This window comes from Pseudomonas sp. MF08831, assembly GCF_059862645.1.
Map to the genome: position 1 here is coordinate 118,299 of NZ_JCBCUX010000005.1, position 25,325 is coordinate 143,623.

The window sequence follows — 25,325 nt, forward strand, 5'->3', positions numbered from 1 at the left end:
CAACGCAGTAAAGTTACACATTTGAAATATGTAGTTCCGTGATAGCTCAGTCGGTAGAGCAAATGACTGTTAATCATTGGGTCCCAGGTTCGAGTCCTGGTCACGGAGCCAATTTCAAAACCGGGGTATAGCGCAGTCCGGTAGCGCGCCTGCTTTGGGAGCAGGATGTCAGGAGTTCGAATCCCCTTACCCCGACCATTTTTGGGTCGTTAGCTCAGTTGGTAGAGCAGTTGGCTTTTAACCAATTGGTCGTAGGTTCGAATCCCACACGACCCACCATTTTTGAGACCAGTTAACGCTGGGATCAGATCTTAAGATCAGAGGTCAAAAGCCCTGGTCGCAGAAGGCGACTGAAAGGTCGCCTTTTTTTTACCGGGGTATAGCGCAGTCCGGTAGCGCGCCTGCTTTGGGAGCAGGATGTCAGGAGTTCGAATCCCCTTACCCCGACCATATTAAAAATCCTCGTATCGAAAGATACGGGGATTTTTTTTGCCTGTTGTTTGGCCTCACTTGTGCGAATTCCAAACAGATATTGTGCTGATGGGTGCGTTGGTGCACTGATCGCGGCCTCCTAGACTGGGCCTCGTCAATTCACTCGCCTCAAGGAATCTGCATGATGATCCTCACTCCAACCGCTCTCCCTGTCCGTTCGCTATCTGCCGTACTCAAGTCCACGCTCGTTGGCCTCGGTATGATGGTGGGCCTCGGCCCTTACGCTGTCGCCGCTGAAACAACCGCACACCCGCAGCCGACCATTCGCGCGATGTTGGGGGCAAAGCCGACCGACCGTCTTGACCCGAAAACCACCGCTTTGCTGATCATCGACTTCCAGAATGAATACTTCACCGGCCGCATGCCGATCCCTGACGGCATGAAAGCCCTGGAAAACACCCAGCGTCTGATCAGGTTTGCCGACAAGGAAAGCATCCCGGTCATTCACGTGCAGCACATTGCCCCGGACGACGCGGCGGTCTTCGCCAAGAATGGCAAGACCGTCGATTTTCACCCGCTGATGAAGCCTCGTGCACAAGACAAGCTCGTGCAGAAGACCACGGTCAGCGTGTTTGCCAGCACCGACCTGGATGCGCAATTGAAGAAAGCCGGCGTCAAAACCCTGATTATCAGTGGCCTGATGACTCACGCCTGTGTCGCCGGCGCCGCCCGTGACGCCGCGCCGTTGGGCTATGACGTTGTGGTAGCATCCGATGCCAGTGCCACCCGGGCTATTACCCGCGCCGATGGCCGTTCGGTAACCAAGGATGAGTTGCACAACTCGGCACTGGCTGAAATCGAAGACACCTTCGGTTCGGTGCTGACCACCTCGCAAATTATCGCTTTGCCGGTTAACTGATTCCCCTGACCACCTTGGGATCGCCTGCTTCATGAACCAGTTATCTGCCATGCGCGCCTTTCGGTGCATCGTCGAAGCCAAGGGTTTTTCTGCAGCCGCAGAGCGCCTGGAGACCACGCATTCGACGATTTCCCGGCAATTGCAGCAATTGGAGATTGAGCTGGGCGCTCAACTGATCAACCGCAACACGCGACGCTTCAGTCTGACGGCGGCCGGGGAGCAGTACTACGTCGCGTGCGTGGATATCCTTGATCGTCTCGACGCTGCATCCCAGGCCATCGCCCACGGGCACCAGCGCCCCGAAGGCCTGCTGAGGGTCAGTGTGCCGCTGGTGGTGGGCACACTGGATCTGCCGCACTGGCTACCGGGTTTTCAACGACGGTATCCGGATATTGAGCTGCAGCTGTGCTGTGATGATCAGTTCGTCGACCTGGTGGCCGACGGGTTTGATGTCGCGATACGCATTGCCAGCGCCCTGGCAGACACGTCATTGATTGCCCGCACGTTGACCCTGTCCAGCCAGGTTCTGGTCGCGTCGCCGAGCTACATCGGCCGCCATGGGTTGCCGCGTTCGGCGCAGGAGCTCAACAACCATCACTTGCTGACTTTCATTGGGGCTTCGTCGGATTGGCAACTGAACGCGGCGCGTGGCGCGGTGGTTACGGTCACCCCCTCGGGGCGGTTCAGCACCAACACCATCAGTGCGTTGCACGCGGCCACGTTGGCGGGGGCGGGTATTGCGTGTTTCACCCAGGCCACTGTGCACAGCGACTTGGCGCACGGTCAGCTTGTGCGAATTCTGCCCAATTATTCATTGGGCGAGCGGCACTATTACGCCCTTTATCCACAGTCCCGGCACTTGGCGCCGAAGGTGCGGGCGTTTGTCGATTACATGGCTGAGTTCTACCAGCAGATTTAGCCCAATAAAAAATCCCCCTATCGTGAGATAGGGGGATTTTTTTCTGCCGTTCAGTCAATCAGTGCAGCTTGAGCCTTGGCTCGGTTCCGCGCCCGATCTTGCTGCCGAGCATCAGCATGGCCGTGCGGAAGAAACCGTACAACGCCATCTGGTGCATGCGGTACAGCGATACATAGAACATCCGCGCCAGCCAGCCTTCCAGCATCACGCTGCCGGTCAGGTTGCCCATCAAGTTACCCACCGCCGAGAAACGTGACAGCGAGATCAGCGAGCCATAGTCGGTGTACTTGTAGGACGGCAGGTCCTTGCCTTCAATCCGCAGTTTCAGCGACTTGGCCAGCAACGAAGCCTGCTGGTGAGCGGCTTGTGCGCGGGGCGGTACATTGCGGTCGGTGCCTGGTTGCGGGCAGGCGGCGCAGTCGCCAAAGGCGAAGATATTTTCGTCGCGGGTGGTCTGCAGCGTCGGTAACACCTGCAATTGGTTGATGCGGTTGGTTTCCAGACCGTCGATGTCCTTGAGGAAGCCCGGCGCGCGAATCCCGGCGGCCCACACTTTCAAGCTGGCCGGAATGACCTGGCCGCTGCTGGTGATCAGGGCGTCGGCCGTCACTTCACTGACCGCCGAATTGGTCAGCACGGTGACCCCGAGTTTCTCCAGGGTTTTATGCACCGGCCCGCCAATTCGTTCCGGCAACGCGGGCAATACCCGCGGGCCGGCTTCGATCAGGGTGATGTGCATGTTTTCCGGTTTGATCTTGTCCAGGCCGTACGCTGCCAGCTCGTGGGCGGCGTTATGCAGCTCGGCGGCCAGCTCAACGCCGGTGGCGCCGGCGCCGACGATGGCAACGCTGATCTGTTCAATGGTATCGGTCTGCCCGGCATGGGCGCGCAGGTAGTGGTTGAGCAACTGCTGGTGGAAACGCTCGGCCTGCTTGCGTGTGTCGAGGAACAGGCAGTGTTGCGCTGCGCCCTCGGTGCCGAAATCATTGGTGGTACTGCCGACTGCGATCACCAGGCTGTCATAGCCCAGCACGCGCGCAGGCACCAGTTCGCGGCCTTCTTCGTCAAGGGTGGCGGCCAGCTGAATCTTTTTCTGTTCACGGTCAAGTCCGCTCATGCGCCCCAGCTGGAACTCGAAGTGGTTCCATTTGGCCTGGGCAACATAATTGAGTTCGTCTTCAGAAGAGTTCAGCGAGCCGGCAGCCACTTCGTGCAGCAGTGGCTTCCAGATGTGGGTCAGGTTGGCGTCCACCAGCGTAACGCTGGCGGTGCCGCGCTTGCCCAGGGTCTTACCCAGGCGGGTAGCCAACTCCAGGCCGCCGGCGCCGCCGCCGACAATAATAATACGATGGGTCATGGGAATATCTCGCAAGGCTAAAAGAAATCGGAGCAGTTACCCCCGCGAGCGCCAGGCAGCTCATAGCGTCAGGTAACTCAAAAGGCGGCTCAGCAGACCGAGCCCGATCACCGCCACCAGCACCACACCAAGGAGCAGCCACGGCCGGAAAGGCTTGCGCTCGACTCGGTTCTGGGAGAGTTGCAGGTACTCTTCGACATGCTGTTGGTCATCGGGGTTCAGGCGGCTGGTCATAAAGGCCTCGTCAGGTAGACGTTGCAAAAGGGCGCCACGTTACAGTCAGCAGATTGGCGGTGTCGCCACAAGCGTAGCCTGTGCCCGCGTCACAGGCTGATGCCCACGTCGAATACTATGCTGCGGCCCAAGTTGTTGCGCAAGAAATCCGGGGCATCAGGATGAGCGAACAGTACCCGGGCAAAGGTCGGCCCGACCAGCGACAGCGAGCGCCAGCCCTGGCGCAAGTATTCGGTGGGGGGCGGAAAATGGCTGTTGAGGTCCAGCACTTCGCGCTTGAGGCTGGTGAAGGCGATGAGGTCCAGCTCGCCCAGGTCAATGCCGCGTTCTTTATAGTTATGCGCTTTTTTGCGCAGCGTCGGCGCCAGGCGCAACAGGAATTCATGGGCGGGGATACGCCGCGGCTTGGCTTCGCGCCGGACCAACTGGCTCAGGGAAAACGCGCTGCGTCGGCGCAGCAACTCATCGCGCCATTCGTCGTTCAGGCGCCGGCCTTCATCCAATACAAAAAACACCTCGAAACAGGCGTCGCGAAACAACACATCCGGCGGTTCTTGACCGGCGGCATGAAACTCCTCGGCCCGGTAGGGCACATTCAAGCCTTGCAGCAGGCGCTGGCAGACCCAACGCTCACGCTCCCATTTGCGGGCATTGGACAGGAACGCATTGGCTTGTTCGGCCGCTACGGTGAGCAGGCGCAAGTAATCTGAGTCATCCATATTTGCAGCTTAGCGTCCAAATGATGACCGCAGGAAGTCTTGCTTTAAACGGCCGGTGTAGACTGGCTACTCGACCCTCATTCGAATCAAGGAGTCTGCGGTGAAGTTTTTCGTGGTGCTGTTGCTGAGCCTTTTACCGTTGTGGGCCCAAGCCGTTGAGGTGGGTGAGCGCGTGGCGCCATGGACCCTGCTCGACCAGTTCGACCAGGCCTACACCCTGGATGACCAGGCGCAGATTTTGCTGGTAGCCCGCAGCATGGACGCCGCCAAGCAGGTAGATGCCGCGCTGCAAGGTCAGCCCAAGGGCTACCTCGAGGCGCGCCACGCGGTGTTCATCGCCGATATCCAGCGCATGCCCCGGCTCATCGCCAAGCTGTTCGCCGTGCCGGCGATGCAGGCCTACAACTACCGGGTCATGCTGGACCGTGATGCGCGTATTGCCCCGCGTTACCCTGGGGCTGTGGATAAAGTGCTGTGGCTGCAACTCGATAGCGGCAAGTTGATTGCGCAGCACGAATACAGCTCCGCCGACGAGCTGCGCCAGGCACTGGAGCAGGTGAAGCCGTGATCAGTGCCGCCGTGCTGGCGCCGGAAACCCTCAGCATCGGCTGGCTGTTGTATGCGCCCGTGGTGATGTGGGCAATCCTGCGCTCGCCATGGGTCGAGCTGTTCGCCGACCGGCGGCGTCAGCATCTGCTGTTTGGTACGGTGTTCGCGCTGTTCATGTTGTGGCTGGTGCGGCGGGATTTCGATACGGGCGTTTCCTACCACTTTATCGGCATGACCGCCGTGACCCTGCTGCTCGACTGGCCTCTGGCAATCGTCGGCGGGTTGGCGGCGCAGTTCGGGCTGGTGCTGCTGGGGCGTCAGGACTTGGCCGCCGTCGGGGTCAATGGCCTGCTGCTGATCGTGTTGCCGGTGCTGGTCACGGAAGGCTGTGCAGTGCTGGTAGAGCGCGCCCAACCCCGCAATCCCTTTGTGTATATCTTCTGCTCGGGCTTTTTCGCCGCCGCACTGTCGGCGCTGCTCTGTTTGCTGGCTGCGCTGGGGTTGCTGTGGTTTGACGGGCGTTTTGCGATGCCGGAGTGGCTGGAAGACTTCATCGGCTACCTGTGGCTGATCATCTTCCCCGAAGCCTTTATCAACGGCATGGTCATCAGCGCCCTGGTGGTGTTTTGCCCGGAGTGGCTTGAGACCTTCAACCGTACGCGCTACCTCTCTGCGCCAGGGAAGGACGACGATTCGCGGCGTTGACCCAGATCAAATCCCGGGCGGCCACACAGGCCCATGCTCTGCGAAATTCTTGAAGGAGCGCAGGGCATGAGTGTGTATGAATGGGCACGGCAGGAGTTGCGCAGAAGTCAGGACGCCGCACAGGAAATCGGTTTCGACCCAGGCTTGACCTTGCGCGCCATGCTCAGCGCCGTGGTGCAGCAGAGTAAAGGTGTGCGCAGTTTCGAAGACCTGGCCGACGAGCTGCAATACCTTGCAGAGAACCTCGACGACCAGCAGGAATACGCCTTTATGCGGCCTTAGTGCTTAGGCTGAAAGTCTTCGGAGAACAGGTCGTCTTCGGCATCCGGGCTGACCGGAATCTTGTGCTCCTCTGATGCCCAGGCGCCCAGGTCGATGAGTTTGCAACGGTCCGAGCAAAACGGCCGATTGAGGTTGTCTGTTTTCCATTCCACGGGTGCACCGCAGGTTGGGCAGTCGACGGTCATAGGTTGGCTCATGATCGGCCTCCACACAAAGTAAGGTAAAAGTGGTGCAGTCGCTCGACCTCGCTGTGCAGCCAGGCGAGGTCCTGGTCATTGACCAGCACGTCATCGGCATGGTTCAGGCGGTCTTCACGGCTGGACTGGGCCTTCAGAATCGCCTGCACCTGCTGTTCGCTGATGCCGTCGCGCTGCAGGGTACGCTGAATTTGCAGTGATTGCGGCACGTCAATCACCAGGATGCGCTGGGTCATGCTGTACTGGCCGGACTCGATCAGCAGCGGTGACACCAGGATCGCGTAAGGCGACCGCGCGCGCGCCAGGTGGCTGCGAATCTCCTCGCCAATCAGCGGGTGCAGCAAGGCTTCCAGCCAGCGGCGTTCTTGCGGCACCTCAAAAATCAGTTTGCGCAACGCGGCGCGGTCCAGCTGGCCGTCGGGTAACAGCACGCCTGCACCGAAGTGCTCGGTGATTTGCTTCAATGCCGGGCGGCCGGGCTCAACCACCCAGCGCGCGGCATGGTCGGCGTCGACCAGGTCGATGCCCAAATCCATGAAGTGCTGAGCGGCCGCGCTTTTGCCGCTACCGATGCCGCCGGTGAGGCCAAGAATCCAGGGTGTTGCGACAGAAGTGGTCATTTGAAACCGACAGACTGCAAATAGAAGTCGGTTATTTGACCACCCCAGAGCAATGCAATCCAGCCGGCAATCGCCAGACACGGACCAAACGGCATCGGTGCCGACCCCTGGGGCTTGCGCAAGCGCAGCAGGATCAGCCCTGCAAGCACCCCGAGCAACGAAGACATCAGCAGTGTCATCGGCAGAATCTGCCAGCCACCCCAGGCGCCGAGCAAGGCCAATAACTTGAAGTCGCCATAGCCCATGCCGTCCTTGCCGGTGATCATCTTGAACAGCCAGAACACCGTCCACAGGCTCATGTATCCGATGACCGCCCCCCAAAGCGCATCCGGCAGCGTTGCCAGCAAGCCCACGCTGTTGAGAATCAGCCCCAGCCATAACAGCGGCAACACCAGAGCGTCGGGCAGCAGTTGATGATCCACATCGATCAGGCTCATCGCCAGCAACCCCCAGCTCAGCAGCATCACTGCACCGGCTTGCCAGCCGAAGCCGAAATGCCAGGCTACCGCCGCCGTGACCAGCGCGCTGGCAAGTTCGGTGAACGGGTAGCGGGCACTGATAGGTTCACGACAATGGGCACAACGCCCCTTGAGCAGCAGGTAACTGAGCAGCGGAATATTTTCCCACGCGCGAATCGGATGATTGCACCGGGGGCAGCAGGAGTGAGGGCGCACCAGGTTGTAAGCCGGGCCCGCAGGGTCAGCAGGCAAGCCGAGCACCTCCTGGGCCTGGGCGCGCCATTCGCGCTCGAGCATTTTCGGCAGGCGCCACACCAGCACATTGAGGAAACTGCCGACAATCAGGCCCAGCACCAGTGCCAGCCCGACAAAAAGCCACGGTTGTTCATTCAGCAACGGGTTCAAAATGCCGACCCCAACTGGAACACTGGCAGGTACATGGCTATCACCAGTGCGCCAACGATACCGCCCAATACCACCATGATCAGGGGCTCCATCAGGCTGGTGAGGTTATCGACCAGGTTTTGCACATCGGCCTCGTAGTGATTGGCGACTTTTTCCAGCATGCGGTCCAGGGTTCCCGATTCTTCCCCGATGGCCGTCATCTGGATTGCCATACTGGGAAACAGGCGGCAGTTGGCCATGGATTGGTGCAACTGCATGCCAGTGGATACATCGTGACGCATATGCTCGATCGCCTGTTTGAACAACCCATTTCCCACCGCTCCCGCCACGCAATCCAGCGCCTGCACCAACGGCACGCCCGCGGCGAAGGTCGTTGAGAGTGTGCGGGCGTAGCGGGCAACCGCGGTTTTTTTCACCAGTGTGCCTGCCAGTGGCGCGTTCAACAAACCAAGGTCCAGCCAGTGACGAAGCCCGGCAGATTCGCGGTAGGCGTGGCGCAGCCCGATAAATGTCGCGGCCAGGCCCAGTGCCACCATCCACCAGGCATGCTGCAGGAACTCGGACAAGGCTATGACACTCAGGGTGAAGCCCGGCAGTGTGCCATCGACCCCGGCAAACAGGTTCTGGAACTGCGGCACCACGTGGATCAGCAAGACCGTGCTGACCAGGCCTGCAATCACAATGACGGCGATGGGGTAGGTCATGGCCTTCTTGATGCGCGCCTTGAGCTGCTGGCTTTTTTCCAGATGGATGGCAACGCGCTCCAGCAGCGTTTCCAGGGCGCCGGCGTGCTCGCCGGCGGCAATCAGGTGGCAATACAGGTCATCGAAATAGCGCGGTTGTTTTTTCAGCGCGGCCGCCAGGTTGTTGCCGGCAGCGATTTCCTGTTTCAAGCCCCTGATGAGCTGGCGCATCAGGCGGTTGTCGAAGCCTTCGCCAATGATGTCGAACGCCTGCAACAGCGGTATGCCTGCCTTCAGTAATGTCGCCAGCTGGCGGGTGAACAGGGCAATATCGGCGGGTTTTATCGGCGGGGCGAAGCTTGGCAGGCGTGGGGTTTTCTTGCGGATGCGGCCGGGGCAAATCCCTTGCTCGCGCAGTTGTGCCTTGATCAGCGCCAGGTTCTGGCCTGTGGTTTGCCCGCAGACTCTGCGTCCTTTGCGGTTGATGCCTTCCCAGGCGTAGATCGTTGCAGCGTCATTCATGTCACGTTTCCGCACACAGGTCGTTGAAGATTTATAGCTTAGTCAGGTGAGGGATTCGGACAGGCTGGCGGCGAAGGATAAAATGTCAGATTGTGCGTCTTGCAGGCGATTGGTCGTGCGTGGATGAGTACACTGGCGCCGTTGCACAATGCGGGGCGCAGGACGCGCCTTGTGAGCGTTTTTTATTCTGGAGAGTGAATGTGATGCGTCAGAAAGGCTTTACCTTGATTGAGCTGTTGATCGTCGTGGCAATCATCGGCATTTTGGCCACTATCGGTTTGCCCATGTATACCAAGTACCAGGCCAAGGCCAAGTTCACCGCGGGGTTGGCTGAAGTTTCCGCGCTGAAGGCAGGTTTCGAGGACACCCTCAACCAGGGCACCGTACCGACCCTGGCCTTGATCGGCGGCACCAGTCCCACTGCCAATTGCAAGATCGACGTGGCAGGCGATGTGGCCACCGGCGCAGGCTCCATTCGCTGTGAAATTCTTGATGCGCCTGCGCCCGTGCTGGGCAAGACCATCACGTTGACGCGCAGCGCCACCACGGGCTGGACGTGCGCGACCACGGCTGAAGCGCAATACGTTGCCAAAGGCTGCGGCGCCGACGGGGCTTGACGGCCGTCGGGCGGTAGGCGAGTTAGTTGCCGCCTGCCCAATGCGGTGCTAGCTTTAGCCCACCGCCCGTGTAGCTCAGCCGGTAGAGCAGCGCACTCGTAACGCGAAGGTCGCAGGTTCGATTCCTGTCTCGGGCACAAGGCAACACTGTTTTAAAAGGCAACACTGTTTTCAGATGATCCCAGAATGGTTCTGAAGGCCAGACGAGCCGGCATTCATGCTTGCTCTTTCGTATCTGCGCAACCTTGATGACCCAGATGCATCCCCATTCCTCGATCTAAGAGAACAACATGACCACACCAGAAATGACCCAGGAAGCGCGGCACGAAGCAGCCCTCAAAAAGTACGTTGCGGAGTCGCCGGAACTGCTGGATGAGATCAAGGACCTGAGCGCCGATGATCAAAGGGACCAGATCCAATGGTCATTTGAGGATGAGGCCGAAGCCCAGGGCCTGCAGCCATGGGAATTGACCCTCAAGTACACCTCGACGCCGGAAGAGTTCGAGGCCGCACGTCTGGCCTTGCACAAGGAGGCCGCCGAGGTGCTGGGTGTCGACTGGAACGAGTATTGCGGGATGAACAATCTCGCGATCTGAAACACTGTGCAGGCGCCGGCTTGCCGGCGCCTGCATTAAAACGTCAGATGCTCAGCCGCATCGACAAGTCCACCGCCTTCACATCCTTGGTCATTGCGCCGATGGAGATGTAGTCCACTCCGGTTTGGGCGATGGGCAGCAGCGTGGTTTCATTGATCCCGCCGCTGGCCTCCAGCTTGGCCTTGCCCGCATTCAGGCGCACGGCCTCACGCATGTCATCCAGGCTCAATTCGTCGAGCATGATGATGTCGGCGCCCGCCGCCAGCGCTTCGCGCAGTTCCTGCAGGCTTTCCACTTCGATTTCCACCGGCTTGCCCGGCGCGATCTTGTGCGCGGCGGTAATCGCCTGCGCAATCCCGCCGCACGCCGCGATATGGTTTTCCTTGATCAGGAATGCGTCATACAACCCGATGCGGTGGTTATGACAACCGCCGCAGGTCACCGCGTATTTCTGCGCCAGGCGCAGGCCCGGCAGGGTTTTGCGGGTGTCCAGCAGCTTGACCTGAGTCGTGGCGACGAAATCCGCCAGGTACTGAGCGCGCGTGGCAACGCCTGACAGCATCTGCAGAAAATTCAGCGCGCAGCGTTCGCCGCTGAGCAGTGAGCGGGCAGGGCCCTCAAGGTGGAACAGCGCCTGGTTGGGGCTGACACGCTCACCGTCGGCAACCTGCCAATGCACCGCGACCCGCGGATCAAGCTGGCGGAACACTGCATCGACCCAGGCCGTACCGGCGATGACGGCCGCGTCGCGGGTGATGATCGTAGCCTTCGCCAGCCGTTCGGCCGGAATCAGTTGCGCAGTGATGTCGCCGCTGCCGATATCTTCCAGCAGTGCACGGCGCACGTTGGCTTCGATTTCGGCGGTGAGGTCGGCAAGACGGAGATTCGGCATAACAGGCTCCACAAACAAAGTGCCTCGGATTATAGGGGCAGCGCGGCTGTGAACCCAGACTCAACACTCATTTACACAGCAATGGCAGAGTTTGCTGGCGCAACTACCCTCATTTGCAAGATAATCCCGCGCCTTACAATTGGCGTCATAGCTTTGACGTCCTGGTGATAACCGGTTTTCGCAGCCCCCATCGGGGCCTGTAGCTGATAGTTCCCCACCCCAACACCGCCGTTTCAGGAGGCCAGGATGCACATTGACGGAAAGGTGGTGCCAATCAACAAGGCGCACGCCACGCCATCGCCGCTTGCGCGCCTGCCGGTGGTGTTGCTGCAGGTTCGCGACAAGGCTGCTCAACAGTTGCAGCAAGGTCTGCAGGAACTGTTCGATAACGCCGATGACACGCTGTTCGAAATGGCCGACAAGGCTCGCAGTAACGTTGACCATCACATCTTCTTTGAAGCGATGCGTGACTTGCGCCTCAAGCGCAAAAATTTTGAACGCGTGTTCATGGAGCAGCTGTTTGCCGCTTTCGCCAGTCTGGGCCATGCAGAGCCAGGCGAGCCGCATTTGGTGCCGGTGGTGTCGTATGAGGCGGCGCGCGGCACGTCCAGCGACGAACTGGAAAAGGCCGTTGCGCTGGAGGCCATGCTCGGCCGGGTGCGACATCGCGATGGCCTGGCGCTGGGCCAACTGACCGCGCGCCTGAGTGCATTGCTTGGCAAGCCTCTGAGCGAGCGCGACAACCCGTTGGGTCCGGCGCTGCTGTGTGAGTTCTTTCTGCGCGCGGGGCGCAGCCTGGGCGTAGAGATTCGCGTCAAGCTGATCATGCTCAAACTGTTTGAAAAGTACGTGCTCAGTGACGCCGACCAATTGTTCGGCGAAGCCAATCAGTTGCTGGTCGCCACCGGGGTTTTGCCCGAACTCAAGGCGGTACCCTCGCGTCGGCCTGGCGGGCGTGCCGCCCGTGACCAGCAGCGTGAAGGCAACCCGCCAACCATCGACCCGCCCCAGGATGAGAACGGCCAGCAAGCCTTCGCCGCCCTGCAGGTTTTGTTGGCGGCGGTGCGTGGCAGCGTGGCGCCTACCCTGGAAGCCTGCGCCGAACCGCAACCCATTGCCTCGCGCGACCTGCTGCGCCTGCTCTCGCACTTGCAACAATATGTGCCAGAACCTGAGGCCGAAGACGATTTCGACCTGCGTAACCAGCTTGAACAACTGTTGACCCGCGTCAGCGTCAAGAGTGGCAAGTCGCGTGTGGTGGAAGGCGCCGATGAAGATGTGATCAATCTGGTCGCCTTGCTGTTCGAGTTCATCCTCAACGATCGCACCGTGCCTGATGCGTTCAAGGGCTTGATCGCGCGCTTGCAGATTCCGATGTTGAAAGTGGCGGTGCTGGACAAGAGCCTCTTCAGCCGCGCCAGCCACCCGGCACGTCGACTGCTTAATGAAATCGCCTCGGCTGCCATGGGCTGGAGCCCGCACGATGACTATCAGCGCGACAGCCTGTACCTGCATATTGAGCAAGTGGTGCAGTGTTTGTTGAATGACTTCGTCGAAGACCTGACGATTTTTTCCCAACTGCTGGCGCAGTTCACTGCGTTCACCTCGGATGAACAACGCCGTAGCGCGCTGCTTGAACAACACACCCGTGAGGCCGAAGAAGGGCGCATACGCACGCAAGCCGCACGTGAACGTGTGGCCGATCTGCTCAATCGGCGCTTGCTCGGCAAGGTCTTGCCGCAATCGGTGGTGCGCTTTCTGCAACAGGCGTGGAGCCAGGTGCTGTTGTTGGCCAGCCTCAAGCACGGCGAACAATCGGTGCAGTGGCAGGCGGGCGTGCGCACCATGGACGAGTTGATCTGGAGTGTGGGTCTGCAGACAGACACCGAGGCCGGCCGGCACCTGCTGGAGCAACTGCCCGGGCTGCTCACGGCGTTGCGCAACGGCTTGACCAGCGCGGCGTTCGACCCTTTCAGCACCCGTGAGTTTTTTGTTCAGTTGCAAGCCATGCATGTTCAGTCTGCCGAAGGCGAATGCATCGACGCGCTGATCAAAGTGCGTGAGCCGTTTTCGTTCAGTGTCGGGTTGCCTGATTCACTGCAACCCTTGCCGAGCGATGACCCGGACCTGCTCAAGGCTCACCAGCTGCGCGTTGGTGGCTGGTTTGAGTTCCAGCAGGACGAAACCACAGCGTTGCGCTGCAAGTTGACGGCGATCATGGCGCCGGCCAACAGCTACATTTTTGTCAGCCGCACCGGGCTCAAAGTCCTGGAGAAAAGTGCCGACCAGTTGGCCATGGCGTTCAAGCGCGGAGCCCTGCGTACCCTGGACGACGGGCTGCTGTTCGACCGCGCGTTGGCGTGTGTGGTGGGCAACCTGCGTCAACTCAATCGCGGCAAGTGATCGCAACCGCAGGCCTGAACGCGGCATACTGGTAACACCTCGTCTCAATCAAGGAACCCGTATGCAGTTGGACCCCACCAGCGGTTGGTGCCAGGGCATTCGCCATTGCCCTTCGCCCAACTTCAACGAGCGCCCCGCCGGCGAGATCTCACTGTTGGTGCTGCATAACATCAGCCTGCCACCGGCACAGTTTGCCACTGGCAAGGTGCATGAGTTTTTCCAGAATCGCCTGGATGTCACGCAACATCCTTACTTTGAAGGCATTGCCGACCTACGGGTGTCTGCGCATTTTCTGATTGAGCGCGACGGCAGCGTGACGCAATTTGTGTCGTGCCTGGACCGCGCCTGGCATGCCGGGATATCGAGCTTCGAGGGGCGCGAGGTGTGTAATGACTTTTCCCTGGGAATCGAGCTGGAAGGGACGGACGAGCTACCGTTTACCGAGGCTCAGTATGTTTCGCTGATTGACCTCACACGACAGCTGCTGGCGGCTTATCCAGACATCACCCGGCAGCGTATTTGTGGTCACAGTGATATCGCACCGGGTCGCAAGACCGACCCGGGCCCGGCTTTTGATTGGACGCGCTTTCGCAGCGCCCTGCAGGATGGAGGACACGCACGATGAGTTTCCTGGTGTTGGTGTTGGCGGTCTGGATCGAGAAGTTCTCGGCCTTGCGTCAGCGGTTACAACGCGACGGTGGATGGTTGCGTGAGCTGGCCAAGCTGGAATCCAGCCCGCGTATGGGGAAGCGGCCCTGGCTGATTCTTGTCCTGCTGGTGTTACTGCCGGTGGCCTTGCTGGCGTTGTTGCTGTTGGTGCTGGAACCCGTGGCTTATGGCCTGCTGGCGCTGCCGGTGCATCTGCTGGTGGTGATTTACAGCCTCGGGCGCGGCGATCTGCTGGCTGGGCTTGGGCCATTTCGCGATGCATGGCGACGCGGTGACCTGCAGGCCGCCGAGCATGTGGCCGAACGAGACCTGAAGGTGGTGGCTGACAATGGCGAGCAACTGCTGGAGCGCCTTCAAGGCCATTTGCTATGGCAGGCCTATCAAAGCTTTTTTGCAGTGATCTTCTGGTACTTCCTGTTGGGGCCGGTGGCGGCGTTGGCGTATCGCCTATTGGCATTGGCCAGCGAATACAGCCAGAACCCGCAGGTCGCCGAGCGTGCCGGGCAATTGCGTCACGCGTTTGACTGGGTGCCGGTGCGCCTTCTGGCGGCAAGTTTTGCCCTGGTGGGTAACTTTGTCGCGGTTGGGCGCGTGATGTTGCATGAGTTGTTGAGCTGGGACATCAGCGCTGCACAACTGGTAGAAAAAGTCGGCCTGGCGGCGGCTGAAATCCCACCGCCCGTGGTGGGGCCTGAGGGTATCAACAGCCTGGATCGGCTGTGGGAACTGCTGCTGCGCGCGGCGGTGCTGTGGTATGCCGGGTTTGCGATCTGGACCGTACTGCCGTAGCTGGCCAGACGACCGGGTTTTTGTGGCGAGGGACTTTGCTGCCACGCCACAAAAAACCGCTTACCACAGCTCGTTAACCTTACGTTACAAAACTCCCTTTCAAATTGAGCTATACAGACAGAGCGCCAAATAGTGGCTATCTGCCGGTGCGCCCCTGCGCCTCAATAAAAATAATAGAAAGGGAGTTCACCTGTGAAGAGCTTGCTCTATCCCGCCATCGCGCTGATGAACCGCTTGAGTTTCGGCATGAAATTCAGCCTGATCAGCGTGCTGTTCCTGCTGCCGATGCTGGCCACCAACTATTTCCTGGTGCGTGATTCCTGGTCGCAATGGCAGGGCACTCGCATCGAACTGCAAAGCCTCGATCTGCTCGGCCGCAGCCTGGCGCTGCGCCGTGACCTGGAAACCCTCAATAACCAGGTGCAGATCAACGCGGTGCTGGGGCAGTCCGGCAAGGCCGGTGATCTGGAGGGCAAGATCAGTGCGTTGGAACAGAGCGTGTTGAGCCGCCTGCAAGGCCTCAACGCGATGACCGGCGACCCTGAGCACACGCGTGTTTTTGATGGCAAGCGCGACGAGATGATCGCCGCATTCAACGCTCAGCAACAGGAAACCTCGCTGCTGAGCAAAAGCGCGCTGATTGGCAAATTGCTCAACAAGGCCCAGATGCTCAGCCAGATCATCGCCAGCCAGTCCGGCTTGAGCCGTGACCCTCAGGGCGATTTGCGCCAACTCAGCGACCTGGTCACCAGCGTGACCCCGCAAGTCACCCAAACCCTGGGTGAAGGGCGGGCCATGGGCGCGTACTCCTTGGGCCAGGGGTTTCTGAATTCATCATCCAGTACGCGCTTTGATGAACTGCTGCAGCAACTGGAAAAACTCCAGGCCGAGTACGCCCTGAAGTTGCAGGACGCACTGGGCGCCAGCACCGCCGCGCATACGGCGCTCGACCCTCTGGCGACGGCCAGCAGCGCGAGTCTCAAGCACGGCAGCGAGTTGTTTGAAGAGCAGGTGGTGATGGCCGAAACCCTCGATGCGCCGTGGCAGGGTTTTTATCAAAGCGTCAGCCAGTTGATGGCTCAAACCTACCAACTCAATGAAGCGACCCTGACGTTTCTCGAACGGCAACTTGAGCAGCGTCTGGCTCAAAAACGCACGCACATGGTGGTGCTGATCTCGGCGCTGGTGGCGGTGTTTGTGCTGATCTTTTATTTGTATGCCGGTTTCTATGCGTCGACCCGCACCACGTTGCGTCGCCTGGGGGCGATGATGGACAAGGTCGCGGGCGGCGACATGACCGTCAGCTTTGTTGCCCACAGCCGCGACGAACTCGGGGAGTTGGGCCAGGTATTCAACGGCACGGTGGCCAGGATTCATGACTTGATCGAGCGCGTCGGTCACACCGTCAGCCAGGTCGAGTTGCAAGCCGGTCAAGTGCAAGCCGTGTCGGCCCACAGCAACCAGGCGGTTTCCGGGCAGCGCAGCCAGATCGAGCAGGTGGCGACGGCCATGAACCAGATGTCGTCCACCGCCCAGGAAGTGGCGCGCAGTGCGGCGGCGGCGGTCAGCAGTGCCCACAGCGTCAACGACGAAACCGTCAGCGGCCGGGGCCTGGTGCAATCCCAGCAGGGCAGCATCGCGAGCCTGGCGTCAGAGATAGAGGCGTCAGTGCAGGTCATCAACCAATTGGCCACCGACAGCCAGTCGATCAGTGGCGTGCTCGAGGTGATCAAGAGCATCGCCGAACAAACCAACCTGCTGGCGCTGAATGCCGCGATTGAGGCGGCGCGCGCCGGCGAGCAGGGCCGCGGTTTTGCCGTGGTGGCCGACGAGGTGCGCACCCTGGCCCGACGCACCCAGCAGTCCACTGAAGAAATCGAACAGATGATCAGCCGACTGCACAGCGGTGTCGGCGCGGCCGTCAAGGCCATGGGCACTAGCCATGCCATGGCCAATGGCACCGTGGGGCAGTCGGAAAAGGTCCAGCAAGCCCTGGAAAATATCCTGGGCGCCGTCGGTATGATCGTCGATCAGAACCAGCAGATTGCCGCGGCCGTGGAGCAGCAAACCGCCGTTGCCCACGATATCGACCAGAACATCGTTGCCATCAATCGTGCGGGCGAGCATGCCGCCGAGGGCGCGCATCAGACCGAAACGGCCAGTCGGCTGCTGTCGGTGCAAGTCGTCGAATTGAAGCAATTGATCGGCGCGTTTCGTGTGTAGGGCAGGCGCGTAGGACTTGGTCTTTGGAGGCCGTGGTGCCCGTCCTGATTTCTGTGTGTGCCTTTTTTGAATGCCTGAATGGGTGAGAATTTGTTTCAACCCGTCACGGTTCAAGGGAGGCACAGCGATGGCCACTGCCATGGGGATCAAAGGGCATTGCGCCCATTGCGACATCACGTTTGAACTCAAGCCCTGGCAAGTGAATGCGATTGCCATCCACGAGCCCTTCGAATGCCCCTATTGCCAACGCACCCTGCAGTTGATATGCCCCAGGCAGTTGCGCCAGTTCAAGGCGCTGGACCACTGGGCCATGGTGGCCCCGAGCATGGTGGTATTGACCTGCTCGGTGCTGATTGTGGCGCTGGTGGCTGAGTGGGTCGGGTTGCTCAGCGTTGTCGGGCAGCTCAACGTTTCGCTGGTGGCGGTGCTGATGCACTTTCTCGTGTTGCGTTACGCCCGCCATCGGCAACGGCTGACATTGAACTTACAGGCGGTCAAACCGCTACCAGTTGAACAGCTCGCGCGCATTGCGTGTGCTCGTCTCGGCCAGCAGTAATGGGCTGATCGCCATGCGTTCGGCCAAGTCGGCGCAGATGTCCGGCAGGTGTTGCGGGCTGTTGCGCTGGCCTGGGTACATGGCGGGCGCCATGTCGGGCGAGTCGGTTTCCAGCACCACCGCGTCTAGGGGCAATCGCGCGAGTACTTTGTGCATGCGCAGCGCCTGCGGCCACGTGGCGGCACCGCCCAGGCCGAGTTTGAAACCCAGCTTGATGTACTCGCGGGCTTCCTCAAAACTGCCGGCAAACGCATGGATGATGCCGCCGCGTGGCAGGCGAATGCGCTTGAGGGTAGCGATCACTGCTGCATGGCTGCGGCGTACGTGCAGCAACGCCGGGAGCTGGAAGTCCACCGCCAGTTTCAGCTGCGCTTCAAACAGGCGCTGCTGGCGCTCGCGGTCCAGCTGTTGGAGAAAGTAATCCAGGCCGATTTCACCGACGGCGCACAGTTGCCGGTGGCCCTTCAAGCGCGTCAGCCAGTCGCCCAGCTCTGTCAGGTCGGCGGGGCGATGCTCATCGAGGTACACCGGGTGCAGGCCGAAGGCGGCGAACAAGCCTTCGTCTTCCTGCACCAGATCCCACAGCCGTTGCCAGTTTTGCTGATACACGCCCAACACCACCATGCGCTGCACGCCGAGTTGGCGACTGTGGGCGAGGACTTGCCGGCGATCATGGTCGAAGTCCGGGAAGTCCAGGTGGGTATGGGTGTCGATCAGCTCCACGCTCAAGTCTCGTGAATACGCTGCTTGAAGGTCCGGCCGATGGCGTGCACGCCCGGCTGGTACTGTTCTTCCTCGATGGCGGCCAACGCCAGGCGCAGGGCGGTGTCGGCAATCAGCTGATGTTGCTGGGCCATGGCGTTGACCGGCAGCGGCAGGAAGTCCAGCAACTGGGTGTCACCAAAAGTGCCCAGGCGCAGCGGCCGGGATTTGAGCGGGAAGTCCTGCAGCGCGTCGAACACACCTTGCAGCAGCACGTACGAAGTGGTCACCACCGCGTCAGGCAAATGCCCCAGTTGTTGCAGAAGTTGCTCCATCAGCTGTCGGCCGCAATCTCGGCTGAAGGCCTCGCCCTGTTCGACGATGACCTCACCCGTGAAGCCTTTCAGCGCTTCATGAAAACCGGCGGCGCGCTCCTGGCTGATGCCCAGCTCGGGACGCGCACCGATCAGCACGATCTGTTTGGGCAACGGTTGCAGCAGGCTGCTGGTCAACTGCTGGCAGGCCTGGCGGTCATCACTGACTACCGAGCAAAACTGCTCCGTTTCCATCACCCGGTCGATCGCAATCACTGGCAGCCCTTTAGCTTGCAGCTCACGGTAGCTGTCATCGCTGGCCGGCAGGCAACTGGCCACAAACAGCGCATCGCAGCGCCGCGCGCGGAACAGCTGCAGCAATTGGCGCTCGCTCTCGGCCTCATCGTCGGAGCTGGCGATCAGCAACTGATAGCCGCGCGCCCGTGCGCCTTGTTCCAATAATTTGGCGATCCGTGCGTAACTGGGGTTTTCCAGGTCCGGCAGGATAAAGCCCAAGGTGCGCGTGTGCCGACTGCGCAGCCCGGCCGCCTGAGGGTTTGGGGTAAAGCCATGGGCTTCAACCACCGCGCGCACCCGTTCGACGGTTGCGCTGCTGATGCGTTGTTGCGCGGCCTTGTCATTGATGACGTAGCTTGCGGTGGTCACGGACACACCGGCCAGACGTGCGATATCACTGAGTTTCAAACCGGGATTTCCTTGTTTTTTAGAGCTTGCCCCGACATTTTGTCCAATCGTAACCGATTACTGCACACGACTATTGGCCGAGCTCAAGCGCCGAGTGGCGCTTCAAGCTTGCATAATTAGCGCGTAATCTGCCATAAATTCTAGATTAAACGTTTCAGCCAGCGTATTTTTACGACGTTCGCTACTTAGTGGCTACTGCCAATTGACCACTCAGTCAGCTATTTTTGAACGCAGCCCCGCTGATTTATTCAAAACAATACCTAGTGCGCCCACCGCACTAACTAGGAGAACGGCATGCTTGAGCTCACTGTAGAGCAGATATCCATGGGCCAGGTGGCTGTGGATAAATCTGCTGCCTTGCACCTGCTCGCTGACAAACTGGTGGCCGACGGCCTGGTCGCCGAGGGTTACCTCAGTGGCTTGCAAGCGCGTGAAGCCCAAGGCTCGACCTTTCTCGGCCAAGGCATTGCCATCCCTCACGGCACCCCCGAAACCCGCGACCAGGTTTTTTCCACCGGCGTGCGCCTGCTGCAGTTCCCCGAAGGGGTGGACTGGGGTGATGGCCAGATCGTCTACCTGGCCATCGGCATTGCCGCCAAATCCGATGAACACTTGCGTTTGCTGCAATTGCTGACCCGCGCCCTCGGTGAAACCGATCTGGGCCAGGCGCTGCGCCGTGCCGGTTCGGCTGACGCCTTACTGAAGCTGCTGCAAGGCGCGCCGCAGGAACTGGCGCTGGACGCGCAAATGATCAGCCTTGGCGTGTCCGCCGATGACTTCGAAGAGCTTGTCTGGCGAGGCGCACGTCTGCTGCGCCAGGCTGATTGCGTGAGCAATGGTTTTGCTGCCGTGTTGCAGCAGGTCGACGCGTTGCCGCTGGGCGATGGCCTGTGGTGGTTGCACAGCGAGCAGACGGTCAAGCGTCCCGGCCTTGCGTTCGTCACGCCGGACAAACCCATGCGTTACCTCGGCCAGCCGCTCAACGGTTTGTTTTGCCTGGCCAGCCTCGGCGAAGCGCACCAGAGTTTGCTCGAACGCCTGTGTGCGTTGCTCATTGAAGGGCGCGGCCAGGAACTCGGCCGTGCCACCAGCAGCCGCGCGGTGCTCGAAGTGCTCGGCGGCGAACTGCCGCCTGACTGGCCCAGCGTGCGCGTCACCCTGGCCAACGCCCATGGCTTGCATGCGCGGCCGGCGAAGATCCTCGCGCAATTGGCGAAAGGTTTTGACGGCGATATTCGCGTGCGCCTGGTGGATGGCCCGGTGGGCGCCGTGTCGGTGAAAAGTTTGAGCAAGTTGCTGAGCCTTGGCGCCCGTCGCGGCCAGGTGCTGGAGTTTGTCGCTGAACCGACAATTGCCGGCGATGCATTGCCTGCGTTGCTCGCGGCGGTAGAAGAGGGTCTGGGCGAAGAGGTCGAGCCACTGCCGACCGTAAGTGCCCAGCCCGCCACCGTCGACAGCGAACCGGCCATCAGCGCGCCCGCAGCCGGCAGCCAGATCCAGGCCATCGCTGCCGCGCCGGGCATTGCCATCGGGCCTGCACATATCCAGATTCAGCACGTCTTCGATTACCCCCTTCGCGGCGAGTCCTCGGCCATTGAGCGCCAGCGCCTGCAGAGCGCCCTGGCCGATGTGCGCCGCGATATCCAGGGCCTGATCGAACGCAGCCAGGCCAAAGCCATCCGCGAGATCTTCATCACCCACCAGGAAATGCTCGACGACCCGGAACTGACCGACGAAGTCGACACCCGCCTCAAGCAGGGCGAGAGCGCCGAAGCGGCGTGGATGAGTGTGATCGAGGCCGCCGCCAAACAGCAGGAGTCGTTGCAGGATGCCTTGCTCGCCGAGCGTGCCGCCGACCTGCGCGACATCGGCCGTCGGGTACTGGCGCAATTGTGCGGCGTTGAAACCGCCCAGGAGCCGAGCGAACCCTACATTTTAGTGATGGACGAAGTCGGCCCCTCCGACGTCGCGCGTCTGGACCCGGCCCGTGTCGCCGGCATTCTCACCGCGCGTGGCGGCGCCACGGCGCACAGCGCCATCGTCGCGCGGGCCCTGGGCATTCCCGCCTTGGTAGGCGCGGGCGCGGCGGTGTTGCTGCTCGCGTCCGGCACGTCGTTGTTGCTCGATGGCCAGCGCGGTCGCCTGCATGTCGACCCCGATGCCACCACCTTGCAACGCGCTGGCGTTGAGCGCGACACCCGCGAGCAGCGCCTGCAAGCGGCTTCGGCGCAGCGCCACGAACCGGCGTTGACCCGTGACGGTCACGCCGTGGAAGTGTTCGCCAATATCGGCGAGAGCGCCGGTGTTGCCGGCGCGGTGGAGCAGGGCGCCGAAGGCATCGGCCTGCTGCGCACCGAGCTGATTTTCATGGCTCATCCACAAGCGCCGGATGAAGCCACTCAGGAGGCCGAATACCGCCGCGTACTCGACGGCCTGGGCGGTCGCCCGCTGGTGGTGCGCACCCTCGATGTTGGGGGTGATAAACCGCTGCCGTATTGGCCGATCGCCCAGGAAGAAAACCCCTTCCTCGGTGTGCGTGGTATTCGCCTGACCTTGCAACGCCCACAGATCATGGAAGCGCAATTGCGTGCGCTGCTGCGCTCGGCGGACAACCGACCGCTGCGCATCATGTTCCCCATGGTCGGCAGCGTCGATGAATGGCGCGCGGCCCGGGACATGACCGAGCGCCTGCGCCTGGAAATTCCGGTCGCCGACTTGCAGCTGGGCATCATGATCGAAGTGCCGTCCGCCGCCTTGCTCGCGCCGGTACTCGCCAAGGAAGTCGACTTTTTCAGCGTAGGCACCAACGACCTGACCCAGTACACGCTGGCTATCGATCGCGGCCATCCGACGCTGTCGGCCCAGGCCGACGGCCTGCACCCGGCGGTGTTGCAACTGATCGACATCACCGTGCGTGCTGCCCACGCCCATGGCAAGTGGGTCGGCGTTTGCGGCGAATTGGCGGCGGACCCGCTGGCAGTGCCGGTGCTGATCGGGCTGGGAGTGGACGAGTTGAGCGTGTCGGCCCGCAGCATTCCTGAAGTGAAGGCGCGGGTACGCGAATTCAGTCTGAGCGAGGCCCAGAGCCTGGCGCAAAAAGCCCTTGCGGTGGGTTCGCCCGCGCAAGTGCGAGCCCTAGTGGAGGCCGTGTAAATGGCAAAGATTCTGACCCTGACGCTGAACCCGGCGTTGGACCTTACCGTACGCCTGGCACGCCTGGAGCCGGGGGCGGTCAACCGCAGCGAAACCCTGCTGACCCACGCCGCCGGCAAAGGTGTGAATGTCGCCCAAGTGTTGGCGGACCTTGGTCATCACGTCACCGTCGGCGGCTTTCTCGGTGAGGACAATCCGCAAGCCTTCGAGGCGTTGATCGCTCGGCGTGGTTTTACCGACGCGTTTATTCGCGTACCGGGCGAAACCCGCAGCAACATCAAGATCGCCGAGCAGGACGGCCGGGTTACCGACGTCAATGCACCGGGACCGCAGGTCAGTGAGCAGGCCCAGCAGGCGTTGCTCAATCAACTGACGCTGATTGCGCCGGGGCACGACGCGGTGGTGGTTGCCGGCAGTTTGCCGCGCGGCATCAGCGCGCAGTGGTTTCAGGGCTTGCTGGTACACCTGAAAAGCCTCGGTTTGAAAGTCGCCCTCGACACCAGCGGCGAAGCCTTGCGCGCCGGTTTGCAGGCGGGCCCGTGGCTGATCAAGCCCAACACTGAAGAGTTGGCCGAGGCCTTGGATTGCGCCACGGACTCCATCGCGCAACAGGCCCAGGCCGCCGAGCGGTTGCACGCTCAAGGCGTGGAACATGTGGTGGTGTCCCACGGTGCCGACGGCGTGAACTGGTTCAGCCCGGGCACCGCGCTGCACGCCACGCCGCCCAAGGTCAGCGTCGCCAGTACGGTGGGCGCCGGCGATTCGCTGCTGGCCGGGATGCTTCACGGTTTGCTCAGGGTTGATCTGCCGCAAACCACCTTGCGGCGCGCCACGGCAATTGCCGCGATGGCCGTCACACAGATCGGGTTTGGCATCAGCGATGACGCGCAGTTGGCGCGTCTCGAAAGCGGCGTCCATGTGCGCGCGCTGACAGAACAATAAGAGGGTTTGTGATGAAATTAGCCATTGTTACCGCCTGCCCGAACGGCATGGTCACCAGTGTGCTGTGCGCCCGCTTGTTGGACGCTGCCGCGCAGCGCCAGGGCTTGCACACCAGCGTCGAAGTGGTGGACGTGCAGCACCCGGAGCGCCAGTTGTCCCAGGCCACGCTCGATGACGCCGATTGGGTGTTGCTGGTCAGCAGCACGCCGGTGGAGATGCAGCGGTTTGTCGGCAAGCGCGTGTTCCAGAGCACGCCGGCCCAGGCGTTGGCGGATGTAGACGCAGTATTGCGTCGCGGCGCCGCAGAGGCTGAGGTCTATGTGGCGACGCAGCAGGCAGCCAGCACCGCGCCGCGTATCGTCGCGGTCACTGCCTGCCCCACCGGCGTAGCGCACACCTTTATGGCTGCCGAAGCCTTGCAGCAAACCGCCAAGCGCCTGGGCTACGACTTGCAGGTTGAGACCCAAGGCTCGGTGGGCGCGCGCACGCCTTTGAGCCCGGAGGCTATCGCCAATGCCGACGTGGTGTTGCTGGCGGCCGACATTGAAGTGGCCACCGAGCGCTTCGCCGGCAAGAAGATTTACCGCTGCGGCACCGGCATTGCCCTCAAGCAATCCGAAGCCACGCTCAACAAAGCCTTGGCCGAAGGCGCAGTGGAAAGTGCGGCCGGCAGCGCGGTGGCGAAAAAATCGGAAAAGACCGGCGTGTACAAACACCTGCTCACCGGTGTGTCGTTCATGTTGCCGATGGTGGTGGCCGGCGGGCTCCTGATCGCCTTGTCGTTTGTGTTCGGCATTCATGCCTTTGAAGAAAAAGGCACCTTGGCGGCGGCACTCAAAACCGTCGGCGATCAGGCCTTTATGCTGATGGTGCCGCTGCTGGCGGGCTATATCGCCTACTCGATTGCCGACCGCCCCGGCCTCGCGCCGGGCATGATTGGCGGCCTGCTCGCGGGCACGCTGGGCGCGGGGTTTATAGGCGGGATTTTCGCCGGTTTCCTCGCGGGTTATTGCGTCAAGTTGATCACCCGCGCGGTGAAATTGCCGCAGAGCCTGGAGGCGCTCAAGCCGATCCTGATCATTCCATTGCTGGCGAGTTTGTTCACCGGCCTTGCGATGATTTATCTGGTCGGCCCGCCGGTCGCACGGCTGCTCACCAGCCTGACCGACTTTCTCAGCACCATGGGCACCACCAATGCGGTGCTGCTGGGCATCCTCCTGGGCGGCATGATGTGCGTCGATTTGGGTGGGCCGATCAACAAGGCGGCGTATGCGTTTTCCGTCGGCTTGCTGGCCGCTTCCAGCGGCGCGCCGATGGCCGCGACCATGGCCGCAGGCATGGTGCCGCCGATTGGCATGGGCATCGCCACGTTCCTGGCGCGGCGCAAGTTCGCCCAGACCGAACGCGAAGCCGGCAAGGCCGCGATGATTCTGGGCCTGTGCTTTATTTCCGAAGGCGCGATTCCGTTTGCGGCCAAAGACCCGCTGCGCGTGATCCCGGCCAGCATCGCCGGTGGCGCCTTGACCGGCGCGCTGTCGATGTATTTTGGCTGCAAACTGGCGGCGCCTCATGGTGGCCTGTTTGTGCTGGTCATTCCGAATGCGATGAACCATGCCCTGTTGTACTTGCTGGCGATTGTTGCCGGCAGCCTGCTGACTGGGTTGGTGTATGCGCTGATCAAGCGCCCTGAGGCGGTGGAACTCACCGTAGCTGCAGGAAAGGCCTGACACCGGTCAAAAATGTGGGAGCGGGCTTGCTCGCGA

Annotated in this window: 25 protein-coding genes and 5 tRNA genes; 20 read left to right on the forward strand and 10 right to left on the reverse strand. The window is 61.2% G+C overall.

Going from position 1 to position 25,325, the window contains the following annotated elements; genetic code table 11:
• Positions 1 to 35 precede the first annotated feature (35 nt).
• The 6 genes from AC19YS_RS12310 to AC19YS_RS12335 all read left to right on the forward strand — a co-directional run bounded on the left by AC19YS_RS12310 (position 36) and on the right by AC19YS_RS12335 (position 2,270).
• Positions 36 to 111: transfer RNA gene (locus AC19YS_RS12310), tRNA-Asn, on the forward strand.
• Between the two features lie 10 nt (positions 112 to 121).
• A tRNA-Pro gene (locus AC19YS_RS12315) sits at positions 122 to 198 on the forward strand.
• Between the two features lie 5 nt (positions 199 to 203).
• Positions 204 to 279: transfer RNA gene (locus AC19YS_RS12320), tRNA-Lys, on the forward strand.
• Between the two features lie 94 nt (positions 280 to 373).
• Positions 374 to 450 (forward strand) — tRNA-Pro (locus AC19YS_RS12325).
• Positions 451 to 616: 166 nt separating this feature from the next.
• A complete protein-coding gene (locus AC19YS_RS12330) occupies positions 617 to 1,351 on the forward strand; it encodes a cysteine hydrolase family protein (RefSeq protein ID WP_200624396.1) in 735 nt (244 codons plus the stop codon).
• A gap of 31 nt (positions 1,352 to 1,382) precedes the next feature.
• Positions 1,383 to 2,270 carry a LysR family transcriptional regulator gene (locus AC19YS_RS12335; protein WP_200624346.1) on the forward strand — a complete coding sequence of 296 codons (888 nt, stop codon included), beginning with the start codon at positions 1,383 to 1,385 and terminating at the stop codon, positions 2,268 to 2,270.
• 58 nt (positions 2,271 to 2,328) lie between these two features.
• On the opposite strand, the gene AC19YS_RS12340 is transcribed toward AC19YS_RS12335, so the two are convergent.
• From AC19YS_RS12340 to AC19YS_RS12350, 3 genes are all read right to left on the reverse strand, one after another.
• The gene (locus AC19YS_RS12340; RefSeq protein WP_106578600.1) at positions 2,329 to 3,627 is read right to left on the reverse strand and encodes an NAD(P)/FAD-dependent oxidoreductase; all 1,299 of its coding nucleotides are present in this window, start codon (positions 3,625 to 3,627) and stop codon (positions 2,329 to 2,331) included.
• 60 nt (positions 3,628 to 3,687) lie between these two features.
• Complete coding sequence (locus AC19YS_RS12345) at positions 3,688 to 3,861, reverse strand: DUF3094 family protein (protein WP_064450648.1); 174 nt, start codon at positions 3,859 to 3,861, stop codon at positions 3,688 to 3,690.
• A gap of 89 nt (positions 3,862 to 3,950) precedes the next feature.
• Positions 3,951 to 4,580, reverse strand: coding sequence for a DUF1780 domain-containing protein (locus AC19YS_RS12350; RefSeq protein ID WP_106578601.1), 630 nt, complete (start codon positions 4,578 to 4,580; stop codon positions 3,951 to 3,953).
• A gap of 100 nt (positions 4,581 to 4,680) precedes the next feature.
• Here AC19YS_RS12350 and AC19YS_RS12355 point away from each other — a divergent pair, with 100 nt between their 5' ends.
• The 3 genes from AC19YS_RS12355 to AC19YS_RS12365 all read left to right on the forward strand — a co-directional run bounded on the left by AC19YS_RS12355 (position 4,681) and on the right by AC19YS_RS12365 (position 6,116).
• Entirely contained in the window at positions 4,681 to 5,148 is a 468-nt protein-coding gene (locus AC19YS_RS12355; protein ID WP_124416405.1) for an FAD/FMN-containing dehydrogenase, read from the forward strand.
• Positions 5,145 to 5,834 carry an energy-coupling factor ABC transporter permease gene (locus AC19YS_RS12360; protein ID WP_200624347.1) on the forward strand — a complete coding sequence of 230 codons (690 nt, stop codon included), beginning with the start codon at positions 5,145 to 5,147 and terminating at the stop codon, positions 5,832 to 5,834. Before AC19YS_RS12355 ends, AC19YS_RS12360 begins: the two co-directional genes overlap by 4 nt.
• A gap of 66 nt (positions 5,835 to 5,900) precedes the next feature.
• Positions 5,901 to 6,116, forward strand: a complete 216-nt coding sequence (locus AC19YS_RS12365; RefSeq protein WP_003171680.1) for a hypothetical protein — start codon at positions 5,901 to 5,903, stop codon at positions 6,114 to 6,116.
• Here the strand turns inward: AC19YS_RS12365 and yacG are convergent.
• The 4 genes from yacG to AC19YS_RS12385 are packed head-to-tail and all read right to left on the reverse strand — an operon-like array spanning position 6,113 to position 9,001.
• A complete protein-coding gene (gene yacG, locus AC19YS_RS12370) occupies positions 6,113 to 6,313 on the reverse strand; it encodes a DNA gyrase inhibitor YacG (protein ID WP_106578604.1) in 201 nt (66 codons plus the stop codon). The two genes, AC19YS_RS12365 and yacG, sit on opposite strands and share 4 nt — an antisense overlap.
• The gene (coaE, locus tag AC19YS_RS12375; RefSeq protein WP_200624348.1) at positions 6,310 to 6,933 is read right to left on the reverse strand and encodes a dephospho-CoA kinase; all 624 of its coding nucleotides are present in this window, start codon (positions 6,931 to 6,933) and stop codon (positions 6,310 to 6,312) included. Before coaE ends, yacG begins: the two co-directional genes overlap by 4 nt.
• Positions 6,930 to 7,796, reverse strand: coding sequence for a prepilin peptidase (locus AC19YS_RS12380; protein WP_200624349.1), 867 nt, complete (start codon positions 7,794 to 7,796; stop codon positions 6,930 to 6,932). Before AC19YS_RS12380 ends, coaE begins: the two co-directional genes overlap by 4 nt.
• The gene (locus AC19YS_RS12385) at positions 7,793 to 9,001 is read right to left on the reverse strand and encodes a type II secretion system F family protein (RefSeq protein WP_200624350.1); all 1,209 of its coding nucleotides are present in this window, start codon (positions 8,999 to 9,001) and stop codon (positions 7,793 to 7,795) included. Before AC19YS_RS12385 ends, AC19YS_RS12380 begins: the two co-directional genes overlap by 4 nt.
• A 203-nt stretch (positions 9,002 to 9,204) precedes the next feature.
• Between AC19YS_RS12385 and AC19YS_RS12390 the strand changes: the two genes are divergently transcribed.
• The 3 genes from AC19YS_RS12390 to AC19YS_RS12400 all read left to right on the forward strand — a co-directional run bounded on the left by AC19YS_RS12390 (position 9,205) and on the right by AC19YS_RS12400 (position 10,214).
• On the forward strand, positions 9,205 to 9,618 hold the full coding sequence (locus tag AC19YS_RS12390; RefSeq protein ID WP_106578608.1) for a pilin: 414 nt from the start codon (positions 9,205 to 9,207) through the stop codon (positions 9,616 to 9,618).
• A 64-nt stretch (positions 9,619 to 9,682) separates the two neighbouring features.
• Positions 9,683 to 9,755, forward strand: a tRNA-Thr gene (locus AC19YS_RS12395).
• 153 nt (positions 9,756 to 9,908) lie between these two features.
• Entirely contained in the window at positions 9,909 to 10,214 is a 306-nt protein-coding gene (locus AC19YS_RS12400) for a DUF6388 family protein (protein ID WP_106578609.1), read from the forward strand.
• A 43-nt stretch (positions 10,215 to 10,257) separates the two neighbouring features.
• Here AC19YS_RS12400 and nadC read toward each other — a convergent pair whose 3' ends face one another.
• On the reverse strand, positions 10,258 to 11,106 hold the full coding sequence (nadC, locus tag AC19YS_RS12405; protein ID WP_106578610.1) for a carboxylating nicotinate-nucleotide diphosphorylase: 849 nt from the start codon (positions 11,104 to 11,106) through the stop codon (positions 10,258 to 10,260).
• Positions 11,107 to 11,352: 246 nt separating this feature from the next.
• Here nadC and AC19YS_RS12410 point away from each other — a divergent pair, with 246 nt between their 5' ends.
• The 5 genes from AC19YS_RS12410 to AC19YS_RS12430 all read left to right on the forward strand — a co-directional run bounded on the left by AC19YS_RS12410 (position 11,353) and on the right by AC19YS_RS12430 (position 17,746).
• Complete coding sequence (locus tag AC19YS_RS12410) at positions 11,353 to 13,509, forward strand: DUF1631 domain-containing protein (protein ID WP_200624351.1); 2,157 nt, start codon at positions 11,353 to 11,355, stop codon at positions 13,507 to 13,509.
• Between the two features lie 61 nt (positions 13,510 to 13,570).
• On the forward strand, positions 13,571 to 14,134 hold the full coding sequence (ampD, locus tag AC19YS_RS12415) for a 1,6-anhydro-N-acetylmuramyl-L-alanine amidase AmpD (RefSeq protein ID WP_200624352.1): 564 nt from the start codon (positions 13,571 to 13,573) through the stop codon (positions 14,132 to 14,134).
• Positions 14,131 to 14,967, forward strand: a complete 837-nt coding sequence (gene ampE / locus AC19YS_RS12420) for a regulatory signaling modulator protein AmpE (RefSeq protein WP_200624353.1) — start codon at positions 14,131 to 14,133, stop codon at positions 14,965 to 14,967. Before ampD ends, ampE begins: the two co-directional genes overlap by 4 nt.
• Positions 14,968 to 16,485: 1,518 nt before the next feature.
• A complete protein-coding gene (locus tag AC19YS_RS12425; protein WP_372239722.1) occupies positions 16,486 to 17,190 on the forward strand; it encodes a methyl-accepting chemotaxis protein in 705 nt (234 codons plus the stop codon).
• A gap of 127 nt (positions 17,191 to 17,317) precedes the next feature.
• A complete protein-coding gene (locus AC19YS_RS12430; RefSeq protein ID WP_124416411.1) occupies positions 17,318 to 17,746 on the forward strand; it encodes a hypothetical protein in 429 nt (142 codons plus the stop codon).
• On the opposite strand, the gene AC19YS_RS12435 is transcribed toward AC19YS_RS12430, so the two are convergent.
• Positions 17,693 to 18,469, reverse strand: a complete 777-nt coding sequence (locus tag AC19YS_RS12435; protein WP_200624354.1) for a TatD family hydrolase — start codon at positions 18,467 to 18,469, stop codon at positions 17,693 to 17,695. The two genes, AC19YS_RS12430 and AC19YS_RS12435, sit on opposite strands and share 54 nt — an antisense overlap.
• A 2-nt stretch (positions 18,470 to 18,471) precedes the next feature.
• Positions 18,472 to 19,467, reverse strand: a complete 996-nt coding sequence (gene cra, locus AC19YS_RS12440) for a catabolite repressor/activator (RefSeq protein ID WP_200624355.1) — start codon at positions 19,465 to 19,467, stop codon at positions 18,472 to 18,474.
• A gap of 294 nt (positions 19,468 to 19,761) precedes the next feature.
• Here cra and ptsP point away from each other — a divergent pair, with 294 nt between their 5' ends.
• Genes ptsP through AC19YS_RS12455 form a run of 3 tightly spaced genes read left to right on the forward strand, consistent with a single transcriptional unit; the run spans position 19,762 to position 25,289 of the window.
• Entirely contained in the window at positions 19,762 to 22,620 is a 2,859-nt protein-coding gene (gene ptsP / locus AC19YS_RS12445; protein ID WP_200624356.1) for a phosphoenolpyruvate--protein phosphotransferase, read from the forward strand.
• Complete coding sequence (gene pfkB, locus AC19YS_RS12450; RefSeq protein WP_200624357.1) at positions 22,621 to 23,562, forward strand: 1-phosphofructokinase; 942 nt, start codon at positions 22,621 to 22,623, stop codon at positions 23,560 to 23,562.
• 11 nt (positions 23,563 to 23,573) lie between these two features.
• The gene (locus AC19YS_RS12455; protein ID WP_500601830.1) at positions 23,574 to 25,289 is read left to right on the forward strand and encodes a PTS fructose-like transporter subunit IIB; all 1,716 of its coding nucleotides are present in this window, start codon (positions 23,574 to 23,576) and stop codon (positions 25,287 to 25,289) included.
• Positions 25,290 to 25,325: the final 36 nt, after the last annotated feature.